This is a genomic window from Nocardia citri, assembly GCF_054065835.1.
The window spans coordinates 161767-186013 of sequence record NZ_JBSUQM010000002.1 but is presented as its reverse complement, the minus strand read 5'-3'; the positions used below and the strand labels follow the sequence as shown (position 1 = coordinate 186013).

At 60.1% G+C, this 24247-nt stretch carries 19 protein-coding genes; 6 read left to right on the top strand and 13 right to left on the bottom strand.

What is annotated here, in order from left to right:
• Positions 1-81: 81 nt before the first annotated feature.
• The 3 genes from ACW2Q0_RS04525 to ACW2Q0_RS04515 all read right to left on the bottom strand — a co-directional run bounded on the left by ACW2Q0_RS04525 (position 82) and on the right by ACW2Q0_RS04515 (position 5131).
• Complete coding sequence (locus tag ACW2Q0_RS04525; RefSeq protein WP_457186445.1) at positions 82-1296, bottom strand: LLM class flavin-dependent oxidoreductase; 1215 nt, start codon at positions 1294-1296, stop codon at positions 82-84.
• Positions 1297-1348: 52 nt separating this feature from the next.
• Positions 1349-3745 (bottom strand): FAD-binding protein, encoded by a 2397-nt coding sequence (locus tag ACW2Q0_RS04520; RefSeq protein ID WP_457186443.1) that lies wholly within the window; start codon positions 3743-3745, stop codon positions 1349-1351.
• 210 nt (positions 3746-3955) lie between these two features.
• Complete coding sequence (locus ACW2Q0_RS04515) at positions 3956-5131, bottom strand: FAD-dependent monooxygenase (protein WP_457186441.1); 1176 nt, start codon at positions 5129-5131, stop codon at positions 3956-3958.
• Between the two features lie 869 nt (positions 5132-6000).
• Between ACW2Q0_RS04515 and ACW2Q0_RS04510 the strand changes: the two genes are divergently transcribed.
• The 5 genes from ACW2Q0_RS04510 to ACW2Q0_RS04490 all read left to right on the top strand — a co-directional run bounded on the left by ACW2Q0_RS04510 (position 6001) and on the right by ACW2Q0_RS04490 (position 11830).
• The gene (locus tag ACW2Q0_RS04510; protein ID WP_457186439.1) at positions 6001-6423 is read left to right on the top strand and encodes a cobalamin B12-binding domain-containing protein; all 423 of its coding nucleotides are present in this window, start codon (positions 6001-6003) and stop codon (positions 6421-6423) included.
• Entirely contained in the window at positions 6423-7826 is a 1404-nt protein-coding gene (locus ACW2Q0_RS04505) for a phenylacetate--CoA ligase family protein (RefSeq protein ID WP_457186437.1), read from the top strand. The genes ACW2Q0_RS04510 and ACW2Q0_RS04505 overlap by 1 nt, the downstream gene beginning before the upstream one ends.
• Positions 7823-8761 carry a methylmalonyl Co-A mutase-associated GTPase MeaB gene (gene meaB, locus ACW2Q0_RS04500; protein WP_457186435.1) on the top strand — a complete coding sequence of 313 codons (939 nt, stop codon included), beginning with the start codon at positions 7823-7825 and terminating at the stop codon, positions 8759-8761. The genes ACW2Q0_RS04505 and meaB overlap by 4 nt, the downstream gene beginning before the upstream one ends.
• 21 nt (positions 8762-8782) lie before the next feature.
• On the top strand, positions 8783-10483 hold the full coding sequence (locus tag ACW2Q0_RS04495; protein ID WP_457186433.1) for a methylmalonyl-CoA mutase family protein: 1701 nt from the start codon (positions 8783-8785) through the stop codon (positions 10481-10483).
• A gap of 615 nt (positions 10484-11098) precedes the next feature.
• Positions 11099-11830 (top strand): FadR/GntR family transcriptional regulator, encoded by a 732-nt coding sequence (locus ACW2Q0_RS04490; protein ID WP_457186431.1) that lies wholly within the window; start codon positions 11099-11101, stop codon positions 11828-11830.
• A 16-nt stretch (positions 11831-11846) separates the two neighbouring features.
• Here the strand turns inward: ACW2Q0_RS04490 and ACW2Q0_RS04485 are convergent, their stop codons facing one another.
• Positions 11847-12797: a LysR substrate-binding domain-containing protein gene (locus tag ACW2Q0_RS04485; RefSeq protein WP_457186429.1), complete on the bottom strand. Its 951-nt coding sequence runs from the start codon at positions 12795-12797 to the stop codon at positions 11847-11849.
• A 612-nt stretch (positions 12798-13409) separates the two neighbouring features.
• Positions 13410-14879, bottom strand: a complete 1470-nt coding sequence (locus tag ACW2Q0_RS04480) for an APC family permease (protein WP_457186427.1) — start codon at positions 14877-14879, stop codon at positions 13410-13412.
• Between the two features lie 434 nt (positions 14880-15313).
• Between ACW2Q0_RS04480 and ACW2Q0_RS04475 the strand changes: the two genes are divergently transcribed.
• On the top strand, positions 15314-16021 hold the full coding sequence (locus tag ACW2Q0_RS04475; RefSeq protein WP_457186425.1) for a hypothetical protein: 708 nt from the start codon (positions 15314-15316) through the stop codon (positions 16019-16021).
• 65 nt (positions 16022-16086) lie between these two features.
• Here ACW2Q0_RS04475 and ACW2Q0_RS04470 read toward each other — a convergent pair whose 3' ends face one another.
• From ACW2Q0_RS04470 to ACW2Q0_RS04435, 8 genes are all read right to left on the bottom strand, one after another.
• A complete protein-coding gene (locus ACW2Q0_RS04470; protein WP_457186423.1) occupies positions 16087-17448 on the bottom strand; it encodes an MFS transporter in 1362 nt (453 codons plus the stop codon).
• Positions 17360-18247 carry a formyltetrahydrofolate deformylase gene (gene purU / locus ACW2Q0_RS04465; protein ID WP_457186421.1) on the bottom strand — a complete coding sequence of 296 codons (888 nt, stop codon included), beginning with the start codon at positions 18245-18247 and terminating at the stop codon, positions 17360-17362. The genes ACW2Q0_RS04470 and purU overlap by 89 nt, the downstream gene beginning before the upstream one ends.
• A gap of 203 nt (positions 18248-18450) precedes the next feature.
• Positions 18451-19176, bottom strand: a complete 726-nt coding sequence (locus ACW2Q0_RS04460) for a GntR family transcriptional regulator (protein ID WP_457186419.1) — start codon at positions 19174-19176, stop codon at positions 18451-18453.
• Between the two features lie 90 nt (positions 19177-19266).
• Positions 19267-19914 (bottom strand): 3,4-dihydroxy-2-butanone-4-phosphate synthase, encoded by a 648-nt coding sequence (locus tag ACW2Q0_RS04455; RefSeq protein ID WP_457186417.1) that lies wholly within the window; start codon positions 19912-19914, stop codon positions 19267-19269.
• 31 nt (positions 19915-19945) lie between these two features.
• Entirely contained in the window at positions 19946-21319 is a 1374-nt protein-coding gene (locus ACW2Q0_RS04450) for a hypothetical protein (protein WP_457186415.1), read from the bottom strand.
• Between the two features lie 641 nt (positions 21320-21960).
• Entirely contained in the window at positions 21961-22242 is a 282-nt protein-coding gene (locus ACW2Q0_RS04445) for a hypothetical protein (protein ID WP_457186413.1), read from the bottom strand.
• 266 nt (positions 22243-22508) lie between these two features.
• Entirely contained in the window at positions 22509-23453 is a 945-nt protein-coding gene (locus tag ACW2Q0_RS04440) for a 3-hydroxyacyl-CoA dehydrogenase family protein (protein ID WP_457186411.1), read from the bottom strand.
• 7 nt (positions 23454-23460) lie between these two features.
• A complete protein-coding gene (locus ACW2Q0_RS04435) occupies positions 23461-24243 on the bottom strand; it encodes an enoyl-CoA hydratase/isomerase family protein (RefSeq protein WP_457186409.1) in 783 nt (260 codons plus the stop codon).
• Positions 24244-24247 lie beyond the last annotated feature (4 nt).

The following is a 24247-nucleotide window of genomic DNA, read 5'->3' as shown; positions in this document are numbered from 1 at the left end:
TTCTTCAGATCGTCGAGACATGTTGCCCCGCACTAGAATCGGAAACAACTTCCGGGTCGTCATCGACCCGGTCTCGCCAGGTCAGCGTCCGTTGACATCCTTCTCATGTTGAGTTCGAGCACTGGCAACTGCGTTGGCATACTGCGCGGCGTAGTCGCCCATCTGATCGCGCACGCTGTCCCAACGCTCGATGCGGCGGGACAGCTGCCGCTGGAAATGGGGCATGACATAGTGGGCAAACAACTCATACGAGCGCTTCGTGGCCATGCTATTGGCCATCTCGCTCGCCAGGATAAGGAACGTGCCGAACCCGCCGGACCGCTCTTGGAGACGCTCGATGAGTTCGATTGCGTCATCAGGGGTTCCGATCACCCCCACTCCGGAGTCTCGAACGATGTCGGCCAGCGTAGTGTCCTCGTTGATGGTGAGATTCTTTGTCATCGAATCGAATGCCGCCTTGTCACGGAAGAAGTACTCACCCCACTTGTCGATACCGTATTGAACGTCGCGGTCGGCCTGCTCTCGAGTCTCGGCCAGATGCATGGGTGCTACCATGCGCCACGCAGAGCGCGGGGCGGGAGTAACGTCGAATTCACGAGCGCGGTCCTGCAGGATCTCCCAGTGCTCGGCAAGAACCGCCAGCGAACCCGGAGTACTCGCCGCGATCGACAGCAGCGGGAAGCCATGTCTGCCTGCGAGGCGTGGTCCGGACGGTGAAACCATTGCGGCAACTACGATTTCGGGACGAGGGCGCTGGAATGGGCGAAGGTTCAGCCGCGCATCCACCATCTTGAACCACCCCGTGTCGATGGTGAGAGGCTCGTCGGAGGTCAGCAGATGCAGAATTGCTTCCGTGGCCTCCTCGAGGCGCGCGCGGATGCAGCCGTAATCGATACCGAACAGCGCGGTGTCGGACGGCAGTGAGCCGGGGCCGAGGCCGAGGATCACACGCCCCTGTGTGATGTGGTCCAGGAGGACGATCCGCTCAGCGGTATTGAACGGATGGTGGTACACCGCCGAGACGACACCGGTGCCGAGTTTGATTCGCTTCGTGCGTTCGGCTGCGGCGGCGATCATGATTTCAGGCGACCCGATCGTCTCGTAGCCACCGGAATGGTGCTCACCGAAGTAAGCCTCATCGAAGCCGAGTTCATCGAGATGGACAACCAGCTCGAGGTCCCTGCGTAGATCCAGGGTCGGGTTTCCGTGCACGGGGTGAAAAGGTGCGAGGAACATTCCGAACTTCATGCTCGACGAGAGAGTTTCAACTGTCTCGGTTTTTTTCAGAGTCGACATTTATTATCTCCAGTTTTATTGAGCCGTCGGGTGCCGATCGAATAAGGAGCGATCACGGAAACAGCATCCGACTCATCGCAGAATAAAGTGGTGAAGTCCTGTCTCCGACAGCCTGCACCGTGCCGAGGTGGTCGGTATCCGGAAGCACCACAACCTCAGGGCGAGCACCTATTTCACTCAGAGCGCGAACAAGAGCGTCGGCCTGGTTCTTGAAAAAGACCGGACTCTGGCCCACCCGCTGGACCTCCGGGAGGCCATGCGCGACGACAACCCGCCCGGGAACAGTTCGAATATCACGTACAACGCTCGCCTCGGCCGGCCGCTCGGTTTGGTCGGGGTACGCTGGGTCGACTACAGAGAAATCGTATCCACCACTGATGAGCCCGGCCCCTTTGATCAGACCGGATGGCAACCCCTGGGCTTCGAGCCAGCTGGGATTGAAGCTCAGCAGCGCTGAAATATTGGCCCCGGCCGAGTGCCCGGCGACGTATATCTTGTCTGGGCTTCCACCGTAATCAGCTACATTGTTGTAGACCCATTTCAAAGCCAAGGCGCCGTCTTCGACATTGTCCGGATATCCGTGATCCGGCTCGAATCGGTAACCAACGCTCACAAAGACTGCTCCGCGGTCCAGTAGCGGCTCGCCAAGATATCCATAATGAGACGGATGACCTTCTCGGAACCCTCCGCCATGGAAGAAGACAAGGACAGGAGCGTCCGAGCGGCCGGGGGCGGAAAAGATGTCGAGATTCTGAAAAGGGTCCTCGCCGTACATGACACCCATGGCAGATTCGACACGGGAGCTGAGATCGAGCGTCTGCTTATGCGAATTGATATAAAATGAACGCCAATCAGGCTCGTACCGTTCCGGAAATCGGAAAGTCGTATAGACGCTGGGATCACATTTTCTCGGTATTGCATTGCCTCGTGACGCCCCACCGAGCGCTCGCGCTCCGTCGATTCCGTATTTTCCGGGGGCGATGACACCATTGGGATCGATCGCCCGCTTGATCGCCGAAGTCAAACGACCGAACTCCGGCAACCGCGCACCCGCCCGCTCCTGCCAATCCGTCGGAGTACGCCCGATCGGAACCCCGATCTCGTCATACGCCGCCACCAACGCCGCATAACACTCCGCCATCCGCCGACACTCATCGGCATCACCCCGATCGAACATGATGATATGCAACCCCCGCGCCGCACGCGGACCACACACGAACTCCACCATGTAATCGAACCCATACTCCGCCAACACCCGCCGCGACACCCGCTGCTGCCGCTCAGCCAACTCCCCCACCATCGCCGTCGCCGGCAAAAACCACGTCGCACCCCCACCACGCCAATCCAACAAACCCAACTCCGACTCCGTCGGCTCACCACTGAACGTATCCAGATGAATCCGCAACAGAGCCGACTTCTCGATCTCCTCATGCGCGATATAACGCGCCTTCCCCGACCCCTCGAAATGCGCCCGAATCCGCTCGATCACCGGATCCAACGCCTCGAAACTCGGACCATACAACGCACCCGACACCGTCCACGCCCCCACCCCATGAGCGACCTGCAACTCCCGACGCACCTCATCCGGCAACGGAATCACCCCACCAGTCCGCTCATACGGATACGACTCCTGCGTACCGATCCCATACAGATCACTGGTCACCTTCATCAACGTCGGCACCGTACCCGCCAACTTCAACGGCCGCACCAACTCGATGATCTCCGCCAAATCCCCATCATCAGGAAACGTGAACGCAAACGACCGAATCACCGGAGGCCGCGGCATCAACCAAATCGCCGCCTGCGTCACAATCCCAAAATTCGACTGCGAAAACAAACCATCCAACAACGGCCCGAACCCCGACTTGTTCAAAAACCGCATCCCCGACCCACTCAACGACCCATCACCCGGATAAAAAACCTCCCCATCCGGCAACACCACCTCCATACCACACAACATCCCAAAATGATCAAAATACGGCGTATACCCCGCACCCCGATCCAACGCATTCCCCAACACACCACCATCCGGCGGACCAGACGTCGCACTCACCATCAACCCATCCCCCCGAGCCGCCAACTCCGCCCGCAACTGCCGAAACGTCACCCCCGGCTCCACCACCGCATACCCCAACCGCTCATCCACCTCCAACACCCGATTCATCCGCCTCCCCAAATCCACCACCACCTGACCACCACGAACCGGCGAATACTCCCCCATCCCCAAATTATGCCCCGTACTCGTCGGCCACAACGACACACCATGAACATTCGCCAACCCCACCAACACCCGAACATCAGCAGTCGAACCCGGAAAAACAACACCCGAAGGCAAACAATCCCCACCCGGCAAACGATTGAACCCATACCCCGCCAACACCCCCGACGACGTATCCACCACACCATCACCCAAAGCCGCCCGAACAGCAGCAAAAAATGAATCGGACATCGGCTCGAATGTTCCTTTCTAAATCTGCTAATTTCGCCTTTTTTGGGCAGGCGAGACCCAGGGGCCGGTCTTGATTGCCCTATGACCACCGGAACCGGACGCTTCTTTTTCACCGAATGCGCCGAACGAAATATCAAAACGATGCATGAAAATACGCCTTGGTGACATTGCTTCGGCCTGCGTCGATGACATCGCGCGCATTCGATGAAATCAGATCATTGCCTCGATAATTTCGGGAGGCTGCCACTGGGAGGCATTCGTCGACAGTTGATAGATACGCTCCGAAGGAATGAAGGGCATCGAGAGATTGCGCATGAGAATGCCAAATCGACCCGACTGCTGGCTTGCCTGCCGGATTCCTTCCGCGATTTGCGCCAACTCGCTGACGCGCGGTTGGCGTTGCTCGTCGTAGCGCGCAAGCGCTCCAGTCACGTCCTCGGGGGTTTTCCCGAGTTCGGCCGCGAGCACCGCGGCATCCTCGAGCGCTGTACACCCCCCTTGCCCCAGGTGGGGTGTCATCCCGTGCCCCGCATCGCCCACGAGAACAACGCGATCATGCACCAGACTCGATGGAACGGTCGGCAACGCAAATATGTCGTGATGCAACACAATGTCGCTGGACTCGATCAACTCGGGTATCGGGCGGTGCCAGTTCTCGTATCTGGCGAGCACGGTAGCCCGTTCGTCGGCATACCGGACGCCAGGAGGCGTCGCGGCCGAGGCATACCAGTAGATGTTCCCATTCGTCAGCGGAACGTAGCCGAACTCCGCTCCCGCACCGAATGTCTGAACGATCCTGTGGCCTTCCCCCTTCAGCATGGGCGAGATCCCGCGCCAGGCCGTAGAACCGGTGTAGGCAGCTCTCGGCAGATCCGGCCAATACTGCGCGCGAAGGCCGCTGTCGATCCCATCTCCCGCGATAACAACGTCCGCGTCGTCGGCCTCCACAGCATCCCGACTACGGACGATCCAATGCCCATCCGGCCCCTTCTCCGCCGAGACGACCGAAACTCCGAGACGGATCGAATCCTCTGGAAGCGCAGACCTCAGTAGCTCATGCAAGTCTGCGCGATGAAACCCGACAACCGCGCCGCCCCAGAGCCTTCTGACGGTCGGCGCGTCAACTCTGCTCAGCCATCGGCCGCCAGGGGTGCGAATCCCGTGGCCCAGGTCCAGCTCCGGAAGGGCGCGGACCTGCTTCTCGAGGCCCAGCGCGCCGATTGCGCGCATGGCGTTCGGGTACATGCTGATACCAGCGCCCCCGGGGGTGATCTCGGGTGATCGTTCGAGCACGGTCACTCGCCAACCTGCGCGGCGCAATCCCACCGCAGATCCCAGGCCTCCGATACCAGCACCAACGATGACCGCATGCGGGTGAGCACTCAAGGCTATCTCCTGCGTGACGAAAAAAATGATCCACGAGATACTTGGATCTGTATCCAGTATCCCGACGGTATGTGACTTACCTTAAGTCGTCAAGAGCACGCGTTGACTATTCCGCGGCTAACGACTACCAACCCCCAGGGCCCGATGCCGAGAAGCCGCCGGGTCGGGTAGCCGACCGATCCGCAGGTCGAAGGCGGCCCCGGATTCGCCCCCACTTCCGCCGCGTCACGGGAGGCTATCCGGCAGCATCTAGGCCGACCCATACCCTGCAGCCATCGCGGCCGCACACCGAATCCCATAGCCCCACTTGACTTCTCAGTCTTCATCCACCGCTTTTCATCGTATCTGGACATCCGGCGACGAAGGGGCACATCGGTTTCGAAGCGCACGCCGACTGTCGAGGGAAGCCGTGTTCCAATGGCACGGCAAGGCTTTGAATAAGGACCGACGACGTAGTCCATCGAACTCCCGTTCGACATACATCGAAATAGCGTAGGTATTACGGTAGTTACTATTCGAACATATGACGGCAGGTGACAGGGCTACTTCTGGCCGTTATCCACCAGTGCGAGGTAGGTGCGCACGGTGTGTGTTCGGCGCGTCCTCATGGTTGGTATCGGAGAGACGGGACCCCCAGATTGCGGCCGGCACCGAAAGCGCGGTACGGGCTGGGCAGACATTCATCCACGTCACGTCGGCGACACGGCACAATTTCCAGCGTTTCCGCTCATCCATCAAAGACCGCCACGGCCGTCCACATCCACCCCGCTAGGCGAGAAACAAACCTCGAACAGACACCTTGCACTGCACACACCGGCGACTCTATGGTCATACCACACCGATGTCGTACCGCAGCTTGGAGTTGAGCAATGGACACACGCGAGGAACCGATTCGAGTGATGTTGGCGAAGATCGGCCTGGACGGGCACGACCGTGGGGTGAAGGTGGTGGCCCGAACACTGCGTGATGCCGGTATGGAAGTGATCTACACCGGATTACACCGCAGCCCGGAGCAAGTTCTCGAGGCCGCCATCCAGGAGGATGTGGACGTACTCGGGGTCAGCCTCTTGTCGGGTGCGCACATGCCGATTTTCACGCGGATCTTTCACCTGATCGACGAATTACCGGACCGACCGCGATTCGCCATCGTCGCGGGAGGCGTTATGCCGGATGAGGATGTGGACGAACTCAAGAAGATGGGCGTCGCAGAGGTTCTGGGTCAGGACACCACGCCGGAGACGATCGTGTCGCGAATCCTGGAGCTCGCCACATCGGTTAGCGAGGAAGCGTGATGGAGCAGTGGAGCTGGCCGCCGCAGTACGACGAGTCGTACCGGCCGGAACCAGGGCAGCAATACTGGTTCCCGAGACGGGAGACGATGCCCGCGGCCCAGCGAGATGCCGCGATCCTGGCACGGATTCAGGAAGTCATGGCATATGCGTGGGAAAACGCACCCTTCTATCGCCGTAAGTGGGATGAAGCCGGGATCCATCCCTCGTCGATACGGAGCCTGTCGGATTTCGAAAAGGTTCCGGTAGTTCACAAGGATGAATTGCGCACAGATCAGGCTGTGAACCAACCGTTCGGCAGCTATTTGGCGGTGCCGGTCTCCGAGGTCAAGCACATCAACGGCACCTCCGGCACCACAGGGCGGCCGACGGTGTTCGGAATCAACGAACGTGATTGGCGCAGCGTCGCCAACGCGCACGCGCGGGTCATGTGGGGTATGGGAATACGCCCGGACGATACGGTCCTGATCGCCTCACCACTGAGCCTCTATTGGGGTTCGTGGGGTGCGTATGTCGGTGCAGAGCGGCTCGGCGCACGAGTGTTCCCGTTCGGCGCCGGGACACCCGGGCAGACCGCACGCACTGTCAGCTGGATGCAGCAGATGGGCGCCACCGTCTTCTATGGAACGCCTTCTTACGCACTGCATCTGGCCGAGGTGGCTGCGGACGAAGGAGTGGATCCAGCATCGCTCGGATTGCGCAAGTTGGTCTTCTCTGGCGAACCCGGGGCGAGTGTGGCATCAATTCGTTCGCGAATCACGGCGGCATTCGGCGCAGAGGTCTACGACTCGGGAAGTATGGCCGAGGTCAGTCCGTGGATGCATCTCGGCGCCGCGAGCAACGAGCCGGGCGTCCTTTGCTGGCAGGACTTGGTTTATACCGAGGTATGCGATCCCGTCGGTTACCACCGGGTCGAGTATGGACAGGAGGGGACCCCGGTTTACACCACTCTGGAACGGACGAGCCAGCCCATGATCAGGCTCCTCTCGGGTGATCTGACCCGCTGGGAGGCACCATCGGCCGGCCCCGGACGCACCTATCCGTTCCTCCCGCGCGGCATCTACGGGCGGATCGATGACATGTTCACCGTTCGCGGAGAAAACGTCTACCCGGGTGCGATCGATGACATCGTGATGGCGGCACCGGGCTACGGCGGCGAGCACCGGATTGTGATCAGTCGGCAGACCACGATGGATGTTCTCGCCGTGCAGGTCGAGTACAAGGATGTGCCGGAATCGGCCTTGGATGCCTGGGCAGGAGAGATCGGCCGACGTCTGCGCAAGGTCCTCGGAGTAGGCGCGACGGTCGTCCCCGTCCCGCTGTTGACCTTTGATCGAACGGAATTCAAGGCCCGTCGTGTCATCGATGACAGGGACCTGTTCCGAGAGCTCGGAGCCCTGCCATGAGCGGACCGGCAGCAAGCATCGACGCGGTGTTGGCAGGCGAGCACGCGGCCATCGCACGAATGCTGACCTTTGTCGAACGCCGAGCTGACGGCGTAGACGAAGCACTGGCGAAAATGCATCAACATACCGGCCGTGCCCACGTGCTCGGCCTGACCGGCCCTCCGGGCAGCGGCAAGAGCACACTCGTCACGGCACTGGCCCGCCACTACCGCGGTAAGGGACTCAGCGTGGGCGTGCTGGCCGTGGACCCATCCAGTGTATTCACTGGTGGGGCGATTCTCGGTGACCGGATCCGGATGAGCGAATTGGCCGGCGACCCCGGCGTTTTCATCCGCTCGATCGCCACACGGGGTGCGCTGGGAGGTCTGTCACGTGCTTGTTTGGACGCGGTTGCGGTGCTGGATGCGGCTGGTAAGGACATCGTCATCCTCGAGACCGTCGGCGTCGGGCAAGCGGAAGTAGATGTCATCAGTGCAGTCCAGACCGTGGCGGTCGTCAGTGTGCCGGGACTCGGTGACGATGTGCAGGCTATCAAGGCGGGCTTGCTGGAGATCGCCGACGTGCATGTGGTCAACAAGGCGGATCGCGAGGGTTCGAACCGCACTATCGCAGAGCTGCGCGACATGCTTCGAATGTCGCATCCTGGTCCGGGTCGATGGAATGTGCCGGTAGGCCGGACTGTCGCCACGACCGGAGACGGAGTCGCCGAACTGGCGGGACTGTTCACCGACCATCTGACATGGATCACGAACAACGGCGAACGCGAGCGCCGGGCACGCAACAACACCGCAACGCGTATCCGGTGGGTCGCCGAACAGCTTGTAGTCGACAGGTTGAGACCCGGCTCCACCGAATTCGAGCACGCGATCGACGCGGTTACTGCCCGCCATGAGGATCCGCTGTCGGCTGCCAAAGCACTGATCGCCCGGTTGTGAGCGATACCCAGGAGGATTTCTATGACCAGCGAGAATTTCCAGCTTTCGACTGATGCTCTGGTCGGGTCAGTCACCGACGACCTCCAGAACTGGGAAAGCGTGGAACTGGCAGCGTTCCTGGAGCGCCAGCCAGAATCGAGGGAACACTATCGTTCCGGCAGCGGTCTGCCGATCGAGCGTATCTACACACCAGCCGACCTTCCTGCCGACTGGCGCGACATCGGACTGCCGGGTCGATACCCGTTTACTCGTGGCCCGTATCCCACCATGTACCGCGGGCGCACCTGGACGATGCGTCAGATTGCCGGCTTCGGCCAGGCGGAGGAGACCAACCAGCGTTTCCGCTACCTGATCGCACAGGGCCAGACCGGTTTATCGATCGATTTCGACATGCCCACCTTGATGGGCTTGGACAGTGACGACCCGATGAGCCTCGGAGAGGTAGGCCGTGAGGGCGTTGCGATCGACACCCTGCGCGATATGGAAGCTCTTTTCGATGGGATAGACCTGGAGCAGATCAGTGTTTCGATGACGATCAACCCGTCGGCGTGGATCCTGCTCGCGATGTATGTCGCCGTGGCCGAACAACGTGGATATGACCTCAACAAGCTCTCCGGCACGATTCAGAACGACATTCTGAAGGAGTACATCGCGCAGAAGGAGTGGATCTTCCCAGTCGCCCCGAGTATGCGCATCGTACGGGACACGATCAGCTATTGCGCCGAGCATATGGCCCGATACAACCCGATCAATATCAGCGGCTATCACATCAGTGAAGCAGGTGCGAACGCACAGCAGGAAATCGCTTTCACCATGGCAATCACCGAAGCTTACGTCGAAGATGTCGTTGCCACCGGCCTGGACGTCGATGCTTTCGCACCCCGCCTGTCGTTCTTCTTCGTCAGCCAGGCGGACCTGTTCGAGGAGGTCGCCAAGTTCCGAGCGGTGCGACGGTTCTACGCGCGCATGATGAAGGAGAAGTTCGGCGCGACGAAGCCCGAGTCGATGCGGTTGCGATTCCATGCGCAGACCGCGGCGGCCACCCTCACCAAACCACAACCGATGAACAACATCATCCGCACGGCGCTGCAAGCGCTGGCCGCCGTGCTGGGGGGAGCTCAATCCCTGCACACCAACGGTCTGGACGAGGCGTACACCATTCCCAGTGAGCAGGCCATGAAGATCGCACTGCGCACGCAGCAGATCATCGCTGACGAAACCGGTGTACCGAACGTGATAGATCCCCTTGGTGGCTCCTACTATGTCGAGCACCTCACCAACGAGCTCGAGCGCGGCATCTCCGACTACCTCGACAAGATCAAAGAGCTCGGCGGCGTGGTCGCCGCGATCGAGCAGGGCTTCTTCCAACGCGAAATCTCAGACAGCGCCTATGACTACGCGCGCCGCAAGGCGAGTGGCGACCGGCCGGTCATCGGTATCAATAAGCAGGTCGACGAGGGGTCGGGCGAACGAATCGAAACCCACAAACTCGATCCGGAGTCGGAAACCCGCCAGATCACCCGCCTGCATCAGATTCGCCGAGATCGTGATCCACAGCAAGCCGAAACAGCAATGCAGCAGCTGCTGGATGTGGCCGCCGATCCCACCGCCAACCTGATGCCCGCGACGATCGCAGCCGTCCGAGCCCACCTGTCGATGGGCGAGATCACCGGTGCACTCCGTGGCGTCTTCGGCACATACACCGAAACCCCCGTCTTCTGAAATGCCGCATCCAGCTACCACTGCTCGACGGTTCCGACCTGCACAACGATGGTGAGCCTCATGAAAAAGACCGAATGCCGTCACGCGTCGATGAAACAACGCCGCGATCGGCGCGGCGATCTCCAGCCGCTCGTTGCCCGACGAGATCGAATTCATCCTCAACGATCTCCAGGACGGTGTCGCTCGACCTCGCCGAGGCAGTCGGGCCGGATCGGCGATTGCATCGGATCCTCCGAGACCATCCCTGCCCGCCACTCGCGCCCGGATTCGCCGTACTCGGCGGTCCCAGCGAAAGCGCGGGACTGCTCGAGTTGGCGAGAGCAATCGCAATCCGAGCGGTCAATTCAGCTCGAGCAGACACCGCCACCTACCTAGAGCTGCTGGTCGAGGTCCTTCTTACCCTGGCATTTCACGCTGAAGAGCACGAACGCACCCAGATGCCCATGGGTATGCGCTCGGGCGTCGATGTGGTACGACCAGATAAGAGGTCAGCTTGACATCGCCCTTCGGACCCTGATTACCTGAACCGGCCGCGCTGGAGTTGCCGAGCCACGGCGCTGCGCGGCTGGACGCAACCCAACAGGAGCAGGAAATGTCGATCACCGAAGCTGTCCAGTGAGCACGCCTGCCGGATGGGAGCCGGTACGACGGGTACGCACCCATGAGCAAGTGCTCGACCAGATTCAGCAAAAGATCTTCGACGGCACACTGCGCGCCGGTGAGAAGCTGCCCAGCGAGCGAGAACTCGTCATGATGCTCGGTGTTAGCAGGACCAGCGTGCGCGAAGCGCTGCGCGCTCTGGAGGTCATGGGCATCATCGAGTCCCGGACCGGGTCTGGCCAGAGTGCGGGCTCGATCGTGACCGACAAGTCGACCCCCGCGCTGACCAACCTGCTCCGCCTGCACCTCGCACTCGCCAACATCAAGCTCGCAGACTTGGTCGAAACGCGAGTGCAACTCGAGCGCAGTGCCGCGAGCGCCGCCGCAGCGGTGCGGACCGAAGAAGATATCGACAGACTGAGCCGTCTCGTGGAGTCGATGCGCACCGCCAACTCCGGTTACCCCGAGTTCAATGAACTCGACACCGAGTTCCATGTGACGATCGCGCGGGTTTCCGGCAATGCTCTGGCCGCCGATCTCATGCAAGTCCTGCGTGGAGCCGTCGAACGCGAGATGGCCGAGGCCTTCGCGAAATTCGACGACTGGCGCGCGGTTGCGAATGCGCTCGTCGACGAACACGAAGCGATTCTTCGCGCTATCAAGAGAGGCGATAGCGAAGCAGCCGCCGACTTGGTAGCCGCCCATATCATCGGCTTCTACCAAGACAGAATCGCCAACCCGTCCTAGAACGTGGCCGCCCGTGCTAGCCCGAAATGGTCAGCATCTCGGGCGGCGCCACGAGTTTGCCGCGGATCTCGTCGGCAGTCGACAGCAGCAAGTCGACCAAGACTCGAACGCTACGGCTGGGATTGCGGTTTTCCGGAAGCGTCAGCCCCACGGTGCTGGTGAAATTCGGTAACTCGACCGGCAGGATCTGTATCGCCGAATCGCTGTCCGCCGTGAGGAACGGCAGGGCTGCAACCGCATCTGAAGATGCCAATAGATTACGCAGGGTCAGGATCGACGTGCACTCGATACGGTTCGCCGGCAATGGGAATCCGCGAGAGACGAAGAGAAGCTCCAGCTCGCTACGCAACATCGTCTGATCAAGGGGAATGATCCAGGGATAGTCGTAGAGGTTCTCGAAGACCAGATCGTCGAGCTCGAACAGAGGATGACCTTTACGAGCGACTGCCCGAACCGGCTCGGGGTACAACCCCAACTGCCGCAACCCGTCCGGGGCCAAATCTGCCGTGATACGACCGACAGCGAGATCGACTTCGCCTGACAGGAGTGCCGATCGCATATGGTCGGGCGTCATTTCCTGAACGACGACCGTGATGCCCGGATGCTTCTCCTTCAATGCGTGAATCGCGTTCGGCAGCAACACATTCGCACCTGCCAAGTGAGTTCCCACCGTCACGCGTCCGGTCGTCGCGTCAGCCAATTCATGCAGATGCTGATCGGCCTGCCGCACATGCGAAAGTATGGCTCGCCCGTGCTCGAGGAATAGTTCGCCGAATACTGTCGGAGACATCCCGCGCGGTCCACGGTGGAATAGTTCGACACCGAGGACCCCTTCGAGGTCACGCAGCCCGCGGGTGACCACAGGCTGAGTGACGTGCAGCGCCTCCGCGGCGCGGATGACGCTCCCATGATCGGCAATCGTTACTGCTAGAACAATTTGCCGAAGCTTCAGCCGTTCGATCAACATAGCCCTACCTGTATACCTGTGAGATCACGCAGTAGACCCGCCCCGCTCGTTACGAACCGGCTTGAAATTTGCGTCAACCTAAAAGAAATCGCCGGCGAATTGTGTGCCCAGCCGCTGTGAGCCCGAGGAACCGCTCTTGCAAGGAATGAGCGTCCGCGACGGCCTGTCACCAAATACGACAAGAAATTAGCCCCTACGCCGACGATCGTCGACAATAAGCTATTCTGGCAACGGCCGTGAGAGGGCACGCTGACAGCCGTACTTACGACCAGGTCATCCAGCCCGCGAACACCACCGGAGCTGTGCCGGGCAGAAATCGACTCCAAGTACAGACAATTCGATATGAGACTCCTGTTCCGCTCCCTGTAGTACCCGCCGAAGCAAGGCTCGGCCGCGACGCAGTCGGGTTCCGCACTGCACTTCGCAGCACGACCCAGCGCGTCAGATTGACGGTCGACAGTGAAGCACTAGAAGTCAGGATACAGGATACAATCGATTTAGGAGGGTAGATCGGAACAGACTCGAAGTTGGTCGGTTTGCGTCGCAGCGCACAGCACTGATGGCAGAGGCCGCCCCAGCCACGGGCCGGCCTCTGCCATCAGTCCAGATGCGTCACTGGCGACCGATGTGCCTATACACTCCAGGACGGCGTCGCCTGAGCCAAAGCGCTGCGACAATTCCAACCAGGACGGTTCCATAAAGCGCAACGTACGTCGCGTATTCCGCGACGCTGCCAGCACTCATCAGTACGTCGAAATTTGCCGTGGCGAGGTAGACCGCACCAAGAAAGCCGAGTATTGCCAGCATCGGTGCGATGGAGCGATGCCAGATGGTCGTGTCCTCTGGACGCGTTCTCGCCATGAAAAGCAGAATCGCAACGCCGGTCAGCAACAAGAGGAGGAGCAACGCATACCCGGCAACTGCCGATGCTTTCGGGTACAGAGTCATCGGGTCACCGCCGAATACCGTCAGGAGGGTATAACCGATCAAGATCGCGAGGCTGGTGACCGCGGACGCCTGCGCGGGCGAACCGTGCTTCGGGTGAACTCGCCCCAGACGAGCCGGCAGAATCTTGTCGACACCGAGATTGAACACGTATCGCGCCAGGACATTGTGCACAGCCAGAATTGAAGCGATCAAACTCGTGCACAACAACACTGATGCGATGTCGACCGCGACAGTGCCAAGGAACTGCCGCACGGTGGTGAAGAAAGAACCAGCCGGATCGGCGGCGGTCGCGGCGACAGCGTTGTCCTCGCCCAGGGCCGAGACGATCATCCAAGTCGTGCCAGCGTAGATGAGGGCAACGACACCGACGAACAGGTAGGTCGCGCGAGGTATGACCTTGTCGGGATTGCGAACCTCATCCCGAAAGATGACGGTTGCCTCGAAGCCGCCCATACACATCACCGCGAAAAGCAGCGCGATGCCGGGCGAGCCCGATACGATGCTGGCCGGGAGGAACGAGTCAGCGTGGATTCCGGCGGATCCACCCTTGAACATGACGACCGAGTCATAGACCACGATCATGACGACCTCGGCAGCCAGAAGCGTCGACAAGACCTTGGCCGACAAATCGAGATTAAAGTGTCCGAGCACACCGATAGCGGCTTGGATAACTATCGCCCAGACCCACCCCGGAACAACAGGTCCTCCTAATACGTTCGCAACCAGGTTTCCGACCGCGGGTCCGACAAAAATGTAGGTCGCGACAATCGCCGTGTAGTAACAGATGAGAGCAAGAAGCGATGCACCGAGACCGATCGGCCGACCGAGGCCGAGGGTGACGAACGAATAGAAACCACCAGGATTCTGAACGTGGCGCGCCATTTTGACGAATCCGGCCGCGAAGACAGCGACGACGACACCGGCGGCTAGATACGCAACCGGTGCCCCGACCCCATTTCCATAGCCGATTACCAGAGGGGCGAAGCCGACCACGAGTGCTAGCGGGCCATTGAACGCGAGAACAGTAAAAAGGAGCTGTACCGCACCCAGCCTGCCTCGCAACTTCGGTTCAACGGGTGATTCGGTCGCGCCGCCGCGCGTGTTGGACGTTATCGATACGTCGTCTGTCGTCATTGGGAATACTCCAGATTTGGGTCGCACCGGCCCGTACAAACCGCGCCGAGGGGCCTGTGCCATCTGATATGACGCACAGCCGGGATGGCGTCTTTACGGACCGGGAGCGAACATGAGGACGCTGCCAGTGTGACCGAGGCCATGCGTTCCCGTCCAATACCAATTTGCGCTGACTCGACATAGCTCCGAGCATTGCGGACACCCTCTGCGATATGCCTGTTGGGACATAGGTCAGATCAATAGTTGTATTAGACGGCTCTTTTCAGCAAGCCTAATATTTGCGACAGTGATCGGTGCCACATCAATTCGAGTCTCACGCCGCCCCTCACCGGCAATTCTGCCTGGATTTCGTAGATCAGCCCGTTCACACATGTCGACAGGTCGACCCCATGGGATCGACCTGCGGAGGCCGCGATGGCCGGACGAAGAAAGTAGTGGAAATGAAGATATCTAAAATTGCGTTCACAGCGACGCTCGCCGCCGCGGCACTCGCCACCTCCACAGGAACGGTGTATGCGGATACGACACCTGAGCCCACACCAGGCGTCGCCGCCGATAGCTACGCTGCCGATGCAATCCACTGGGAGGCGCGAGTCGCCGACAAATCGGTTGTCATCAAAACTGACCTGGGATCGTTGGCGACACGGAATGGTCAATTCCTGGTGCTCGATCCGAACGGGATGGTGATGGCCGGCCTGCCTTTGTCGTACTTCATGGACGGCAAACAGTTTCCCATCGCCGTTCAGATCGACAACAATATTGCGACGCTGACGCCGAGCACCGATCTCGCAACCGCCACGCCGGCGGAAATGCCCATCAAACAGATCGATGCTCAAACAGACGCCGCGGTCGATGCCGCGTTGGCGAACGCGGGCGGCAAGTTCGCACTGGCCGCAGGCGTCGGCACGATGATCGGTTCGATAATCGGCTTGGTCGGCGGTTGTCTCCTCGGCGCGGCCACTGTCGGCGCAATTACATTTCCGATCTTCTTCGCCGGCGCGCTGGGTGGCTGCATCGCAGGCGGAGGCGCGGGCGCGGCGCTCGGCGCCGTGATCGGCAGTATTGCGCTCGGGGTGCCGGTCGGTATCGCCGCAGCCATTCAGTTCTTCCAGACTATCAACACTCCGGCCCCGGCCAACTGATCGACCAGAGCAATCGGAAAGGGCCGGATCGTTCTCGAACGATTCGGCCCTTTCCCCTTGCCTGGCTAAGTTCCCGAGCGGATCTTTTCCGATATCTCCGAATCCACGAAATCAGTACGTATGAAACGCTTCAGGCGGCCGTTTACAATCGCGAAACACGCGACACACACCAGCGTCACCACCGCAAGCGATCCTGGGTAGGAGATCAAGGGCAGCAGCGCCGCCAGCACCGTTGGCAGCAGAAACCCGGTATAGGCGAGCGCATAGTAGAGACCTGTGAGATACGCGAGGTTGTGCTCCGCGGCGATGGACTGGACGTGCATCAGACCGGCGAGCACACAGATTCCATATGCCGCACCCAGCACTACTGAAACGAAAAGTCCGAAAGCGGGGTGGTGAAGCCAAGTCGCGGCCACGGCCAAAATCAAGCCTGCGCACATTCCCCCCAGACCGACACTCAGCGACCGGCCGCTCGTCGACCGATCGAGCCAAGGAACAGCCCGCTGTACCACGGCTCCGGTCCCAAGGGTAAGCACGGTGAGGACCGTCGCATATGCCGTCGCCCAGCCACCGAGCTGTTTCTCCACGGTGGCCGGGACAATGGCATAAGAAACACCGGCGGCCGCGAATACCCACGGCGCCGCCGGCACCACGATTTCGATGAATCGACGCCTACTATCGTGGCTCATGTGCCGGCCATCAGAGCCACCGTAAAATATCCGCTGCTTTGCTATCCGAGTTTCAGGCATACCGACGGCAGAAATGACTGCGGCCAAGGACAGGGTTCCATGAACGATATAGGGCAGTAGAGCAGGAGCCGGTCCCCATTGCGCGAGCGCACCTGTTACCGCGGCACCGAGCCCGAATCCGAGCGTGAGGGTCAGCGTCGACCGCCGTGCTCCTGCCGCCAAGTCGCTAACGGGATCGAACGGAGCCGTAGAGAGCTCCTTGATCCATGTCGTCCCGACCGACATGGCAACTCCCACGCCGACTCCGGCCAGCACCCTTCCAACACAGAGCAGCACGAATATGTGCAAACCGGTCGCGAGAAACACGCTTCCGAGAACAGAGAGCAGGGCGCCTACCAGCACTGGTGGTTTACGCCCGAAACGGTCCGACAGCCCACTGGCTGCGAGCAGACCTGGCACCAGCCCGAATACGTACATCCCGAGCAGCAAACTCGCCTGCCAGCCCGCGTAATCTCCGAGTTTCTCATACATACTCAATAGCGGCGTGAAGTGATTACCACCCCAAGCGAGCAGGAAAACGATTGGCGCAACACCCAACCACAATCCACCGTCGTTCGAATCTGCCAATGATCTTCTGAGGGCAGCCACGTCAGAAGGTGATCGTTTGATTTCCATGGCACATAACCCGGTCTTGGGCGTGCCAGAGTACCGCGCGGGAAAGAACAGCGCGTTCGACATCCGCACCCCGTTGCTGCAGATCGGCGACGGAGTCCGCATGTGTCACTCGGACGACATCTTGCTCGATGATCGGACCTTCGTCGAGATCTTGTGTGACGTAATGCGCCGTAGCACCGATCAATTTGACACCACGTTCCTTCGCTTTACGGTAAGGACCAGCACCGATGAAGGCGGGCAAGAACGAATGGTGTATGTTTATGACCGGCACAGCAAGCCTTTCAAGGAATTCGGCCGACAGGATTTGCATATACCGCGCGAGGACCACAAGGTCGACATTGCCCAGCAGGAGCTTCAACAGATTCTCTTCCGCTTGCGATTTGTTCGAACCGCGGGACGGAACATGAAAGAAGGGCACACCGAATGAACGGACATCCTCGGCGGTGATTGTATGGTTCGAGATCACCATTTGAATCGCAATCGGCAGTTCACCACGCCGGTGCCGCCAAAGCAGATCGAGCAGGCAATGGTCGCTCGTCGACGCAAGGATAGCCGTTCTTTTGAGAATCGACTGATCGATCAATGCGAACTTCATGCCGAGTGGTTCGAAGGTAACTCGTAGGTCTTCCTCGATCTCTTCCTTTGCTGCGGCAAAATCAGGACGATGAAAGACGATGCGCTGAAATAATTCACCGCCATTAGACTTGGTCGAATAGTGATCCAACGATATTACGTTCGCTTTATGGCGAACAATCAAACCAGCGACTTCCGCCACGATTCCCGGCCGATCCCGGCCCTGAACGATGACGCAGGCGTGATCTACCAAAGCAGGGTTGATCACCCTCGATTCAACTGTACTCATACCCACACCTGGTCTCAGCGTTCGCTGTTCACGACGGTAATAGATTTTCAGCATCCTGTATCCAGGATACTGTCTTCCTACATGCCACACTCATCGAAAAGTCCTCAGCGCCGTCTATTCGTTCTATTTAGGCCGGCAGCGATTTCCGTGCACACCAATGGTGTCGAACCCGTTGGACCCAGCACCGCAGCAACAGTTGTCTGCTATGCGGCTGCGAGTGCACCGATCAAGGTGTCGGCCGCCTTGCTGAGGTGTTCGCGCGTAAGGGCCTCGGCCAGATCCACATCCCCATCCCTTATCGCTTTCGCGATAGCCTCGTGCTCGCACCAGGCGACCTCGCTGTAATCCGGAATCGAGTGTACAGCGAACATTATCCGGCTGATCTGCGACCAGACCGGGGCCAAGGCTGCGAGTAGAAACCGGTTCTTCGTCGCGGCATAGATTGCCCAATGGAAGTCTCGATCGAGATCCCACAGTTCTTCGGTGCGAGGTCCTTGCGCGCTGGTCCGAGATGCCAGCTGCCTGCGTTCGAAGACATCGTCCATGGCACTGAGGTCCAAGCCCGGCGCAGCGGCCACCCACTTCACCGCCTCTACCTCCAGTGGAGCGCGGACGGCATACACAGCTCGCATGTCCGCAACAGAAAGCGTCGATACGGTGGCTCCACCGCCGGGCAGGGCCTCCACCAGACCTTCGCTGACCAGGTCGTTGATCGCATCACGAACCGGCATCCGACTTACCGCCAGTTGCTCGGCCAGCGACGTTTGGATCAGACGGGTCCCCGGAGGGATTTCGTTGACGATGATCGCCGTGCGAAGTCGCTTCAACACCTCTGTCCGGATAGTGGACGCATCATGCACAGGGAGCGGATTCAATGCTGATGATTTCCGTCCCTCCGCCGTCATTTCACTCAGGCGCGTCCCCTGCATACTCTGCCTATCCCCTTTCCGTGTAACCAATACCTCAGCCATGTGTCCCCGACGGCGAAATCCTGAGCGTCCGAGTGATCGAAGAATCGCTCAGGTCGCCGTCAGTCTTGCCGGCAGCGAGGCGCCACGGATCGAGCAGTACGCGACGACATCGTCTACCGATATGAATGATAGTCCGTGCTTCCGCGCGAACTCTGCACCTTCCACTGGTCCCGCCATCGTGGTCGGCACCAATTCGGAGACCAGCTCCGCCATGGCTCCGACCGGTCGCATACCAGCACAGCGCAGCAACTCGACCACCGCCTCGACGGAACCGGGCTTCTCCACGACACCGCCGCGGTGTGCGCGTATCGGCGCCACATGACCCGGACGACTGAAATCGCTTGCGCACGAACAAGGATCGGCAATCGCACGGATGGTGCTTGCACGATCCGCGGCGGAAATCCCGGTAGTGATGCCAGCGACCGCATCGACGGTGACCGTGTACCCGTCGACTGTGCCCGATTCGTTCAACGCCCACATGGGCGGAAACTGCAGCCGCAGACATTCCGTATCACACATTGCGACTCCAACGAATCCAGACGTGTGTCTGACCATGAACGCAATCGACGCAGTGCTCGCGAATTGTCCCGCGAGGACCAGATCGGTTTGCCCTCGCTTCGAATCGGATAGCATCACGATGCGTCCCCAAGCGAGTTCGCGGATTGCTCTCTCGACGCGACTTCTACCCGAAGCCATAAATTCTCACCTTAATTCCGCTAACGCACGCTCATTGCTTGCCAGCCTTTATCACTTTGTCGAAGTAGGGCGACGGCGCAACTGTCACCCTTATCTCTCGAACCTCGTGAGCATCCACTGGAAGGCGTGTGGAATTCGGCTCCCCCCAGAGCAAGGTAAGCTCGGTTCCGGGCGTTGCGTACTCGTTCGATACCAAAGCCGTGGAGATTACGTGACGAGCATTAGCGGTATACGACGCCCACTGTGAAATCCCGATATGCTCCCCATTCAAAAGCACAGAATCGGCGGTATAAAAGGAATTCAACGGAGTAGGAAGACCGATAAAACGGGCCCCGGGACCTTCACCGAACAGAGTCGACGCAAGCGCACTCGTGACGTCGTCGTCATTCCATTCCAAGGTCACCTTCCGGCGATATTGGTTGTCAGCTTTCACTTTCAACGCATCTCGACCGACGAAATCGCGATCCCAGTCGACGAGCCAGCCGTATCCGGCCTCGATCGGGTCTACGAAGTAGTCCTCGACACGGTCGGATACGAAGCTGCCACCGAGGGATCCGATCGCCGCATAGGACGTCGAATCCAGCGTCTCACGGAACGCCTTGAACTCGTTACTGGCGTAGATTGCCGGCAGCGGCTCTGCCAACCAGCCGGACTCCTGCGAGGTCGACCGGTAAGCCGCGTCACCGGCCTTGCGCAACCCGTACCCTTCTCCGGCGGCTTCCAACGCCTCCCGCACCGCGTACTGATGCTCCCACGGACCGTAGATCTCGAAACCGGCCGTACCAGCCATTCCATGCCGGAGCGCGCGCACGGGTTTCCCAGCGATCTGCAACTCGGCGATTCCGAAGAAGGACACCTCCGGAAGAGTCCCGCCGGCGACTTCCGTCACCAGCGGCAACGCGTTCGGCCCCTGCAGCTGAATACGAAAGACATCCCGAGGATGCGATAGATCTTTCCGCTCGATGGTGAAATCCAGCGAACTACCGGCCGCATTATAGAGCACCCAGTCGTCGATAGCCGGAGACAGTCCTACAATTCGGTAGAATTCGTCCGATTCATGGAAGATGATCCCGTCCGAGAGCATGTTGCCGTCATGCCCGGCCAATACGAGCTGCTTGGCACGAAGAACGTCGAACGGATCGAGCTTGTTTATCGCGAGCTCTTTGAGGAACGCAATGACCTCAGGTCCGCGCAGATGCAGTTCTGTCATGAAGTACGACAGCTCTAAAAGCGCTACGGTGTCCTTCCACGCTCGCTGCTCGTCTCGCCAGTTCGTGAACTCCAGCGGGGTGAGCGCGTATCCCTGGGCGGGCAGGCCCGATTTGTTACCACGCAACAGTTTCGCCGCACCCCCGGCGCTGTCGATTAGCTGCTGCAGGTTCTGCCGACCAGACTTGTCAGCCATGCTCTTCCTTTCCAGCTGTGGCAGCAACAGGCTGCTGTATCCAGTATCCGAGGCTAGTGCGCAAGGATCCTGGAGTCAATGTCGATTCGCAGCCGAACCGTCTGCCATTGAGTCGGTATGCCGCGAGTTTCGACAGCTCAATACGGCAATTCGAGCCGCGGCGCTACCGCCTGTACGTCGCCTGCACGGGTAATGGGGTTCTGACGCAGACAGCGTGATGTCGCCGACCTTGGTGTTGCCGTTCGGCCGCTGTCGCTGATATCGCCGGCGGGCATGTGTAGGTGATCTCGTTCCAAAGCTGTTGCCGCACTTCAACTGGACCTGTTAGGCAAGCGTCTGCTGCTCGATCACGCTACCGCCGATCGGCACGTCCCGCTGAAGTGATCACGCTTCTTGCGCCGGAACCCTTCCCCTAGCAGCCGTCGCTTGTACCGTTCCCGCCGCGGCCGATAAGTGACAATGAGCACATATCAATCCGAATCGGCATGATCCACGGCCCGTTGGGGCTCACGCCGAACAAGCCGTTGCGCGATCGACAAACACCACCGCGATCACGGGTGGCGCGGCGACGGCCGAATCAAGGTCTCGAGCCGCATCGAGGCGGCGATGCATCTGCTACGCGGAATCGAGCCCGGAGTGATTTACGAAATATCAGCCGTCGAAAGCTCGCCGGCCTTTTTGGCTTCGCCGCTGTCGAGAATGAAGAGCAGCTCCGCGTCCCCGAAATCCCTACGGCGGAACCAGTGGCTGAACGCTGCCGCCGCTGCGACATCCGGAACCTCGAGCAAAGAGCAGAAATCGTATCGCCCCACGGTCATGCAACGTTCCAGGACGACGATTCCCAGCTCCGCTGCCTTCGCCATCGTGAGCTCGCCCCGCCGATCGGGTTGCGCAAGGCCCGTGCGCAGGTGCTTTCCGAACATGAAACAACGCATACAATTCTCCTTCGAGTCGGGATTCAGCTCGGTTTGACCTCACTGCGAAACTGATCGCTGACCGACTTCAGCCGCCCACGGGACAGATGCACGAACGCTTCTCGGTCGTCGCATCCATCGAATCCCCCACCGACACTTGCCGTCTCACCCGACGGCTCGCTGCTTCGGCTTGGATATTCGCAGCTCGGATCGAGCCGATCTCCGGTTTCGGCCCGCTACGATACACGGCCGATTCGCCTCTCTGCCATCTACTCTCAAACGTCCTTGTCGTCCACAGCCGGCCCCGATGCCGCATCAGCCTGCACGCTCACCAGTTCTGCGGGCCGGACTTTCTGGCCCTGCTCGTCGTAGATGTACCAGCCGCGCCCGGTTTTGCGTCCGAGTTGACCGAGCTCGACCAGCTCGGTCACGGTTTTCGATGGCGCGTCACGTGGGTCGCCGGTCTCCGAGTACCGCGCCATCTTGGTGAAGTAGCCGATGTCGATACCGGTCAGATCCATGAGTTCGAATGGGCCCATCGGGTATCCGAGGGCGGTGCGGCACGCCGTGTCGATTGCGTCTACGGTGGCGATTCCGTTCTCGTACAGGTGGATCGCTTCGTCACGCACCGCATTCAGAATTCGGTTCGCGATAAAGCCAGGAATCTCCTTGGATAGCACGACCGGGGTCTTGCCGATCCGGCGAACCAGATCGACTGCGGCAGCTACGGTTTCGGGGGCGGTCTGTGGACCGGCGACCACCTCGACGCACTTCATCACCAGCGCCGGATTGAAGAAATGAACGTTGCAGACGCGGTCAGGGCGTCCCGTCGCATCGGCCAGCTTGGATGGAACGAAGCCGGACGAGTTCGTAGCCAAGATCGCATGCGCCGGAGCCAGCCGGTCGAGCTCAGCGAATAGCGAGCGCTTGATGTCGAGTTTCTCCACCGCGGCCTCGATAACGAAATCGACGTCAGTCATGAGCGTCGCCAGGTCGGTGCCGAAGGTCAGACGCTCCCAAGCCGCCTCTTCCTCGGCCTGATCACGACGACCTTTGGCCACGTCTCGGGCACTGCGTTCCCGCAGATCTTGGTGTGCAGTCTCGACGCGAGCAGAATCGATGTCATAGCAGGCCACAGTCAAGCCGGCGCGGGCACATACCAAGGCGATTTGCGAACCCATCGCCCCCGCGCCCACCACGAGTACACGCTGAATGTCCATGAGAGACCTACTTCTCTGTAAAGGTTGGGGATCGCTTGCCCAGGAATGCATCGACGCCTTCTCGCTTGTCAGCGCTCTCGTAGAGCAGTGCTTGCGCCAGGCGTTCGAGCACAAGTCCGCTACGCAGATCCACATCGGCACCGCGGCGTACAACGAGTTTGGCCAGGCGAACCGCCAGAGGCCCTTTCGCCATGATCGCGGTCGCTACGTCATACGCGCTCGCGAGCAGATCCGCATCGGAGACGACACGCGACACCAATCCCATGCCGAGCGCCTCGGACGCAGAAACAAGGCGACCGGTCAAGACCATGTCGATAGCCTGTCCGAGCCCAACAAGTCGCGTCAGCCGCTGGGTTCCACCCGCCCCAGGCAGGATCGCCAAGTTCGTTTCGGGCAAGCCGAATCGCGCGCTCTCGGCCGCGATTCTGATATCGCACGCCATCGCCAGCTCACAGCCACCGCCGAGGGCGAAGCCGTTTACCGCAGCGATAGTGGGCTTGTCGAATGCCTCGATGTCGTCGAAAAGCCGCTGCATTCTCGATTGCAGCGCAGTCTCCCTGGTGTAGTCGCGCAGTCGATGGATATCCGCACCTGCTACGAAGGCACGGTCGCCCGCGCCGGTGAAGATCACCGCCCGCACCCGGTCGTCCTCACTCAACTCCGCGAGCGCGGAGCGAAGGTCGGACTGCACTTCCTGACTGATCGCATTGCGTACGTCGGGACGATTGATCGTCACAAGCGCGACGCCACTTTTGTCTTCGACCGTCAGGGTTTCGTATGTAATTCCCATCGAT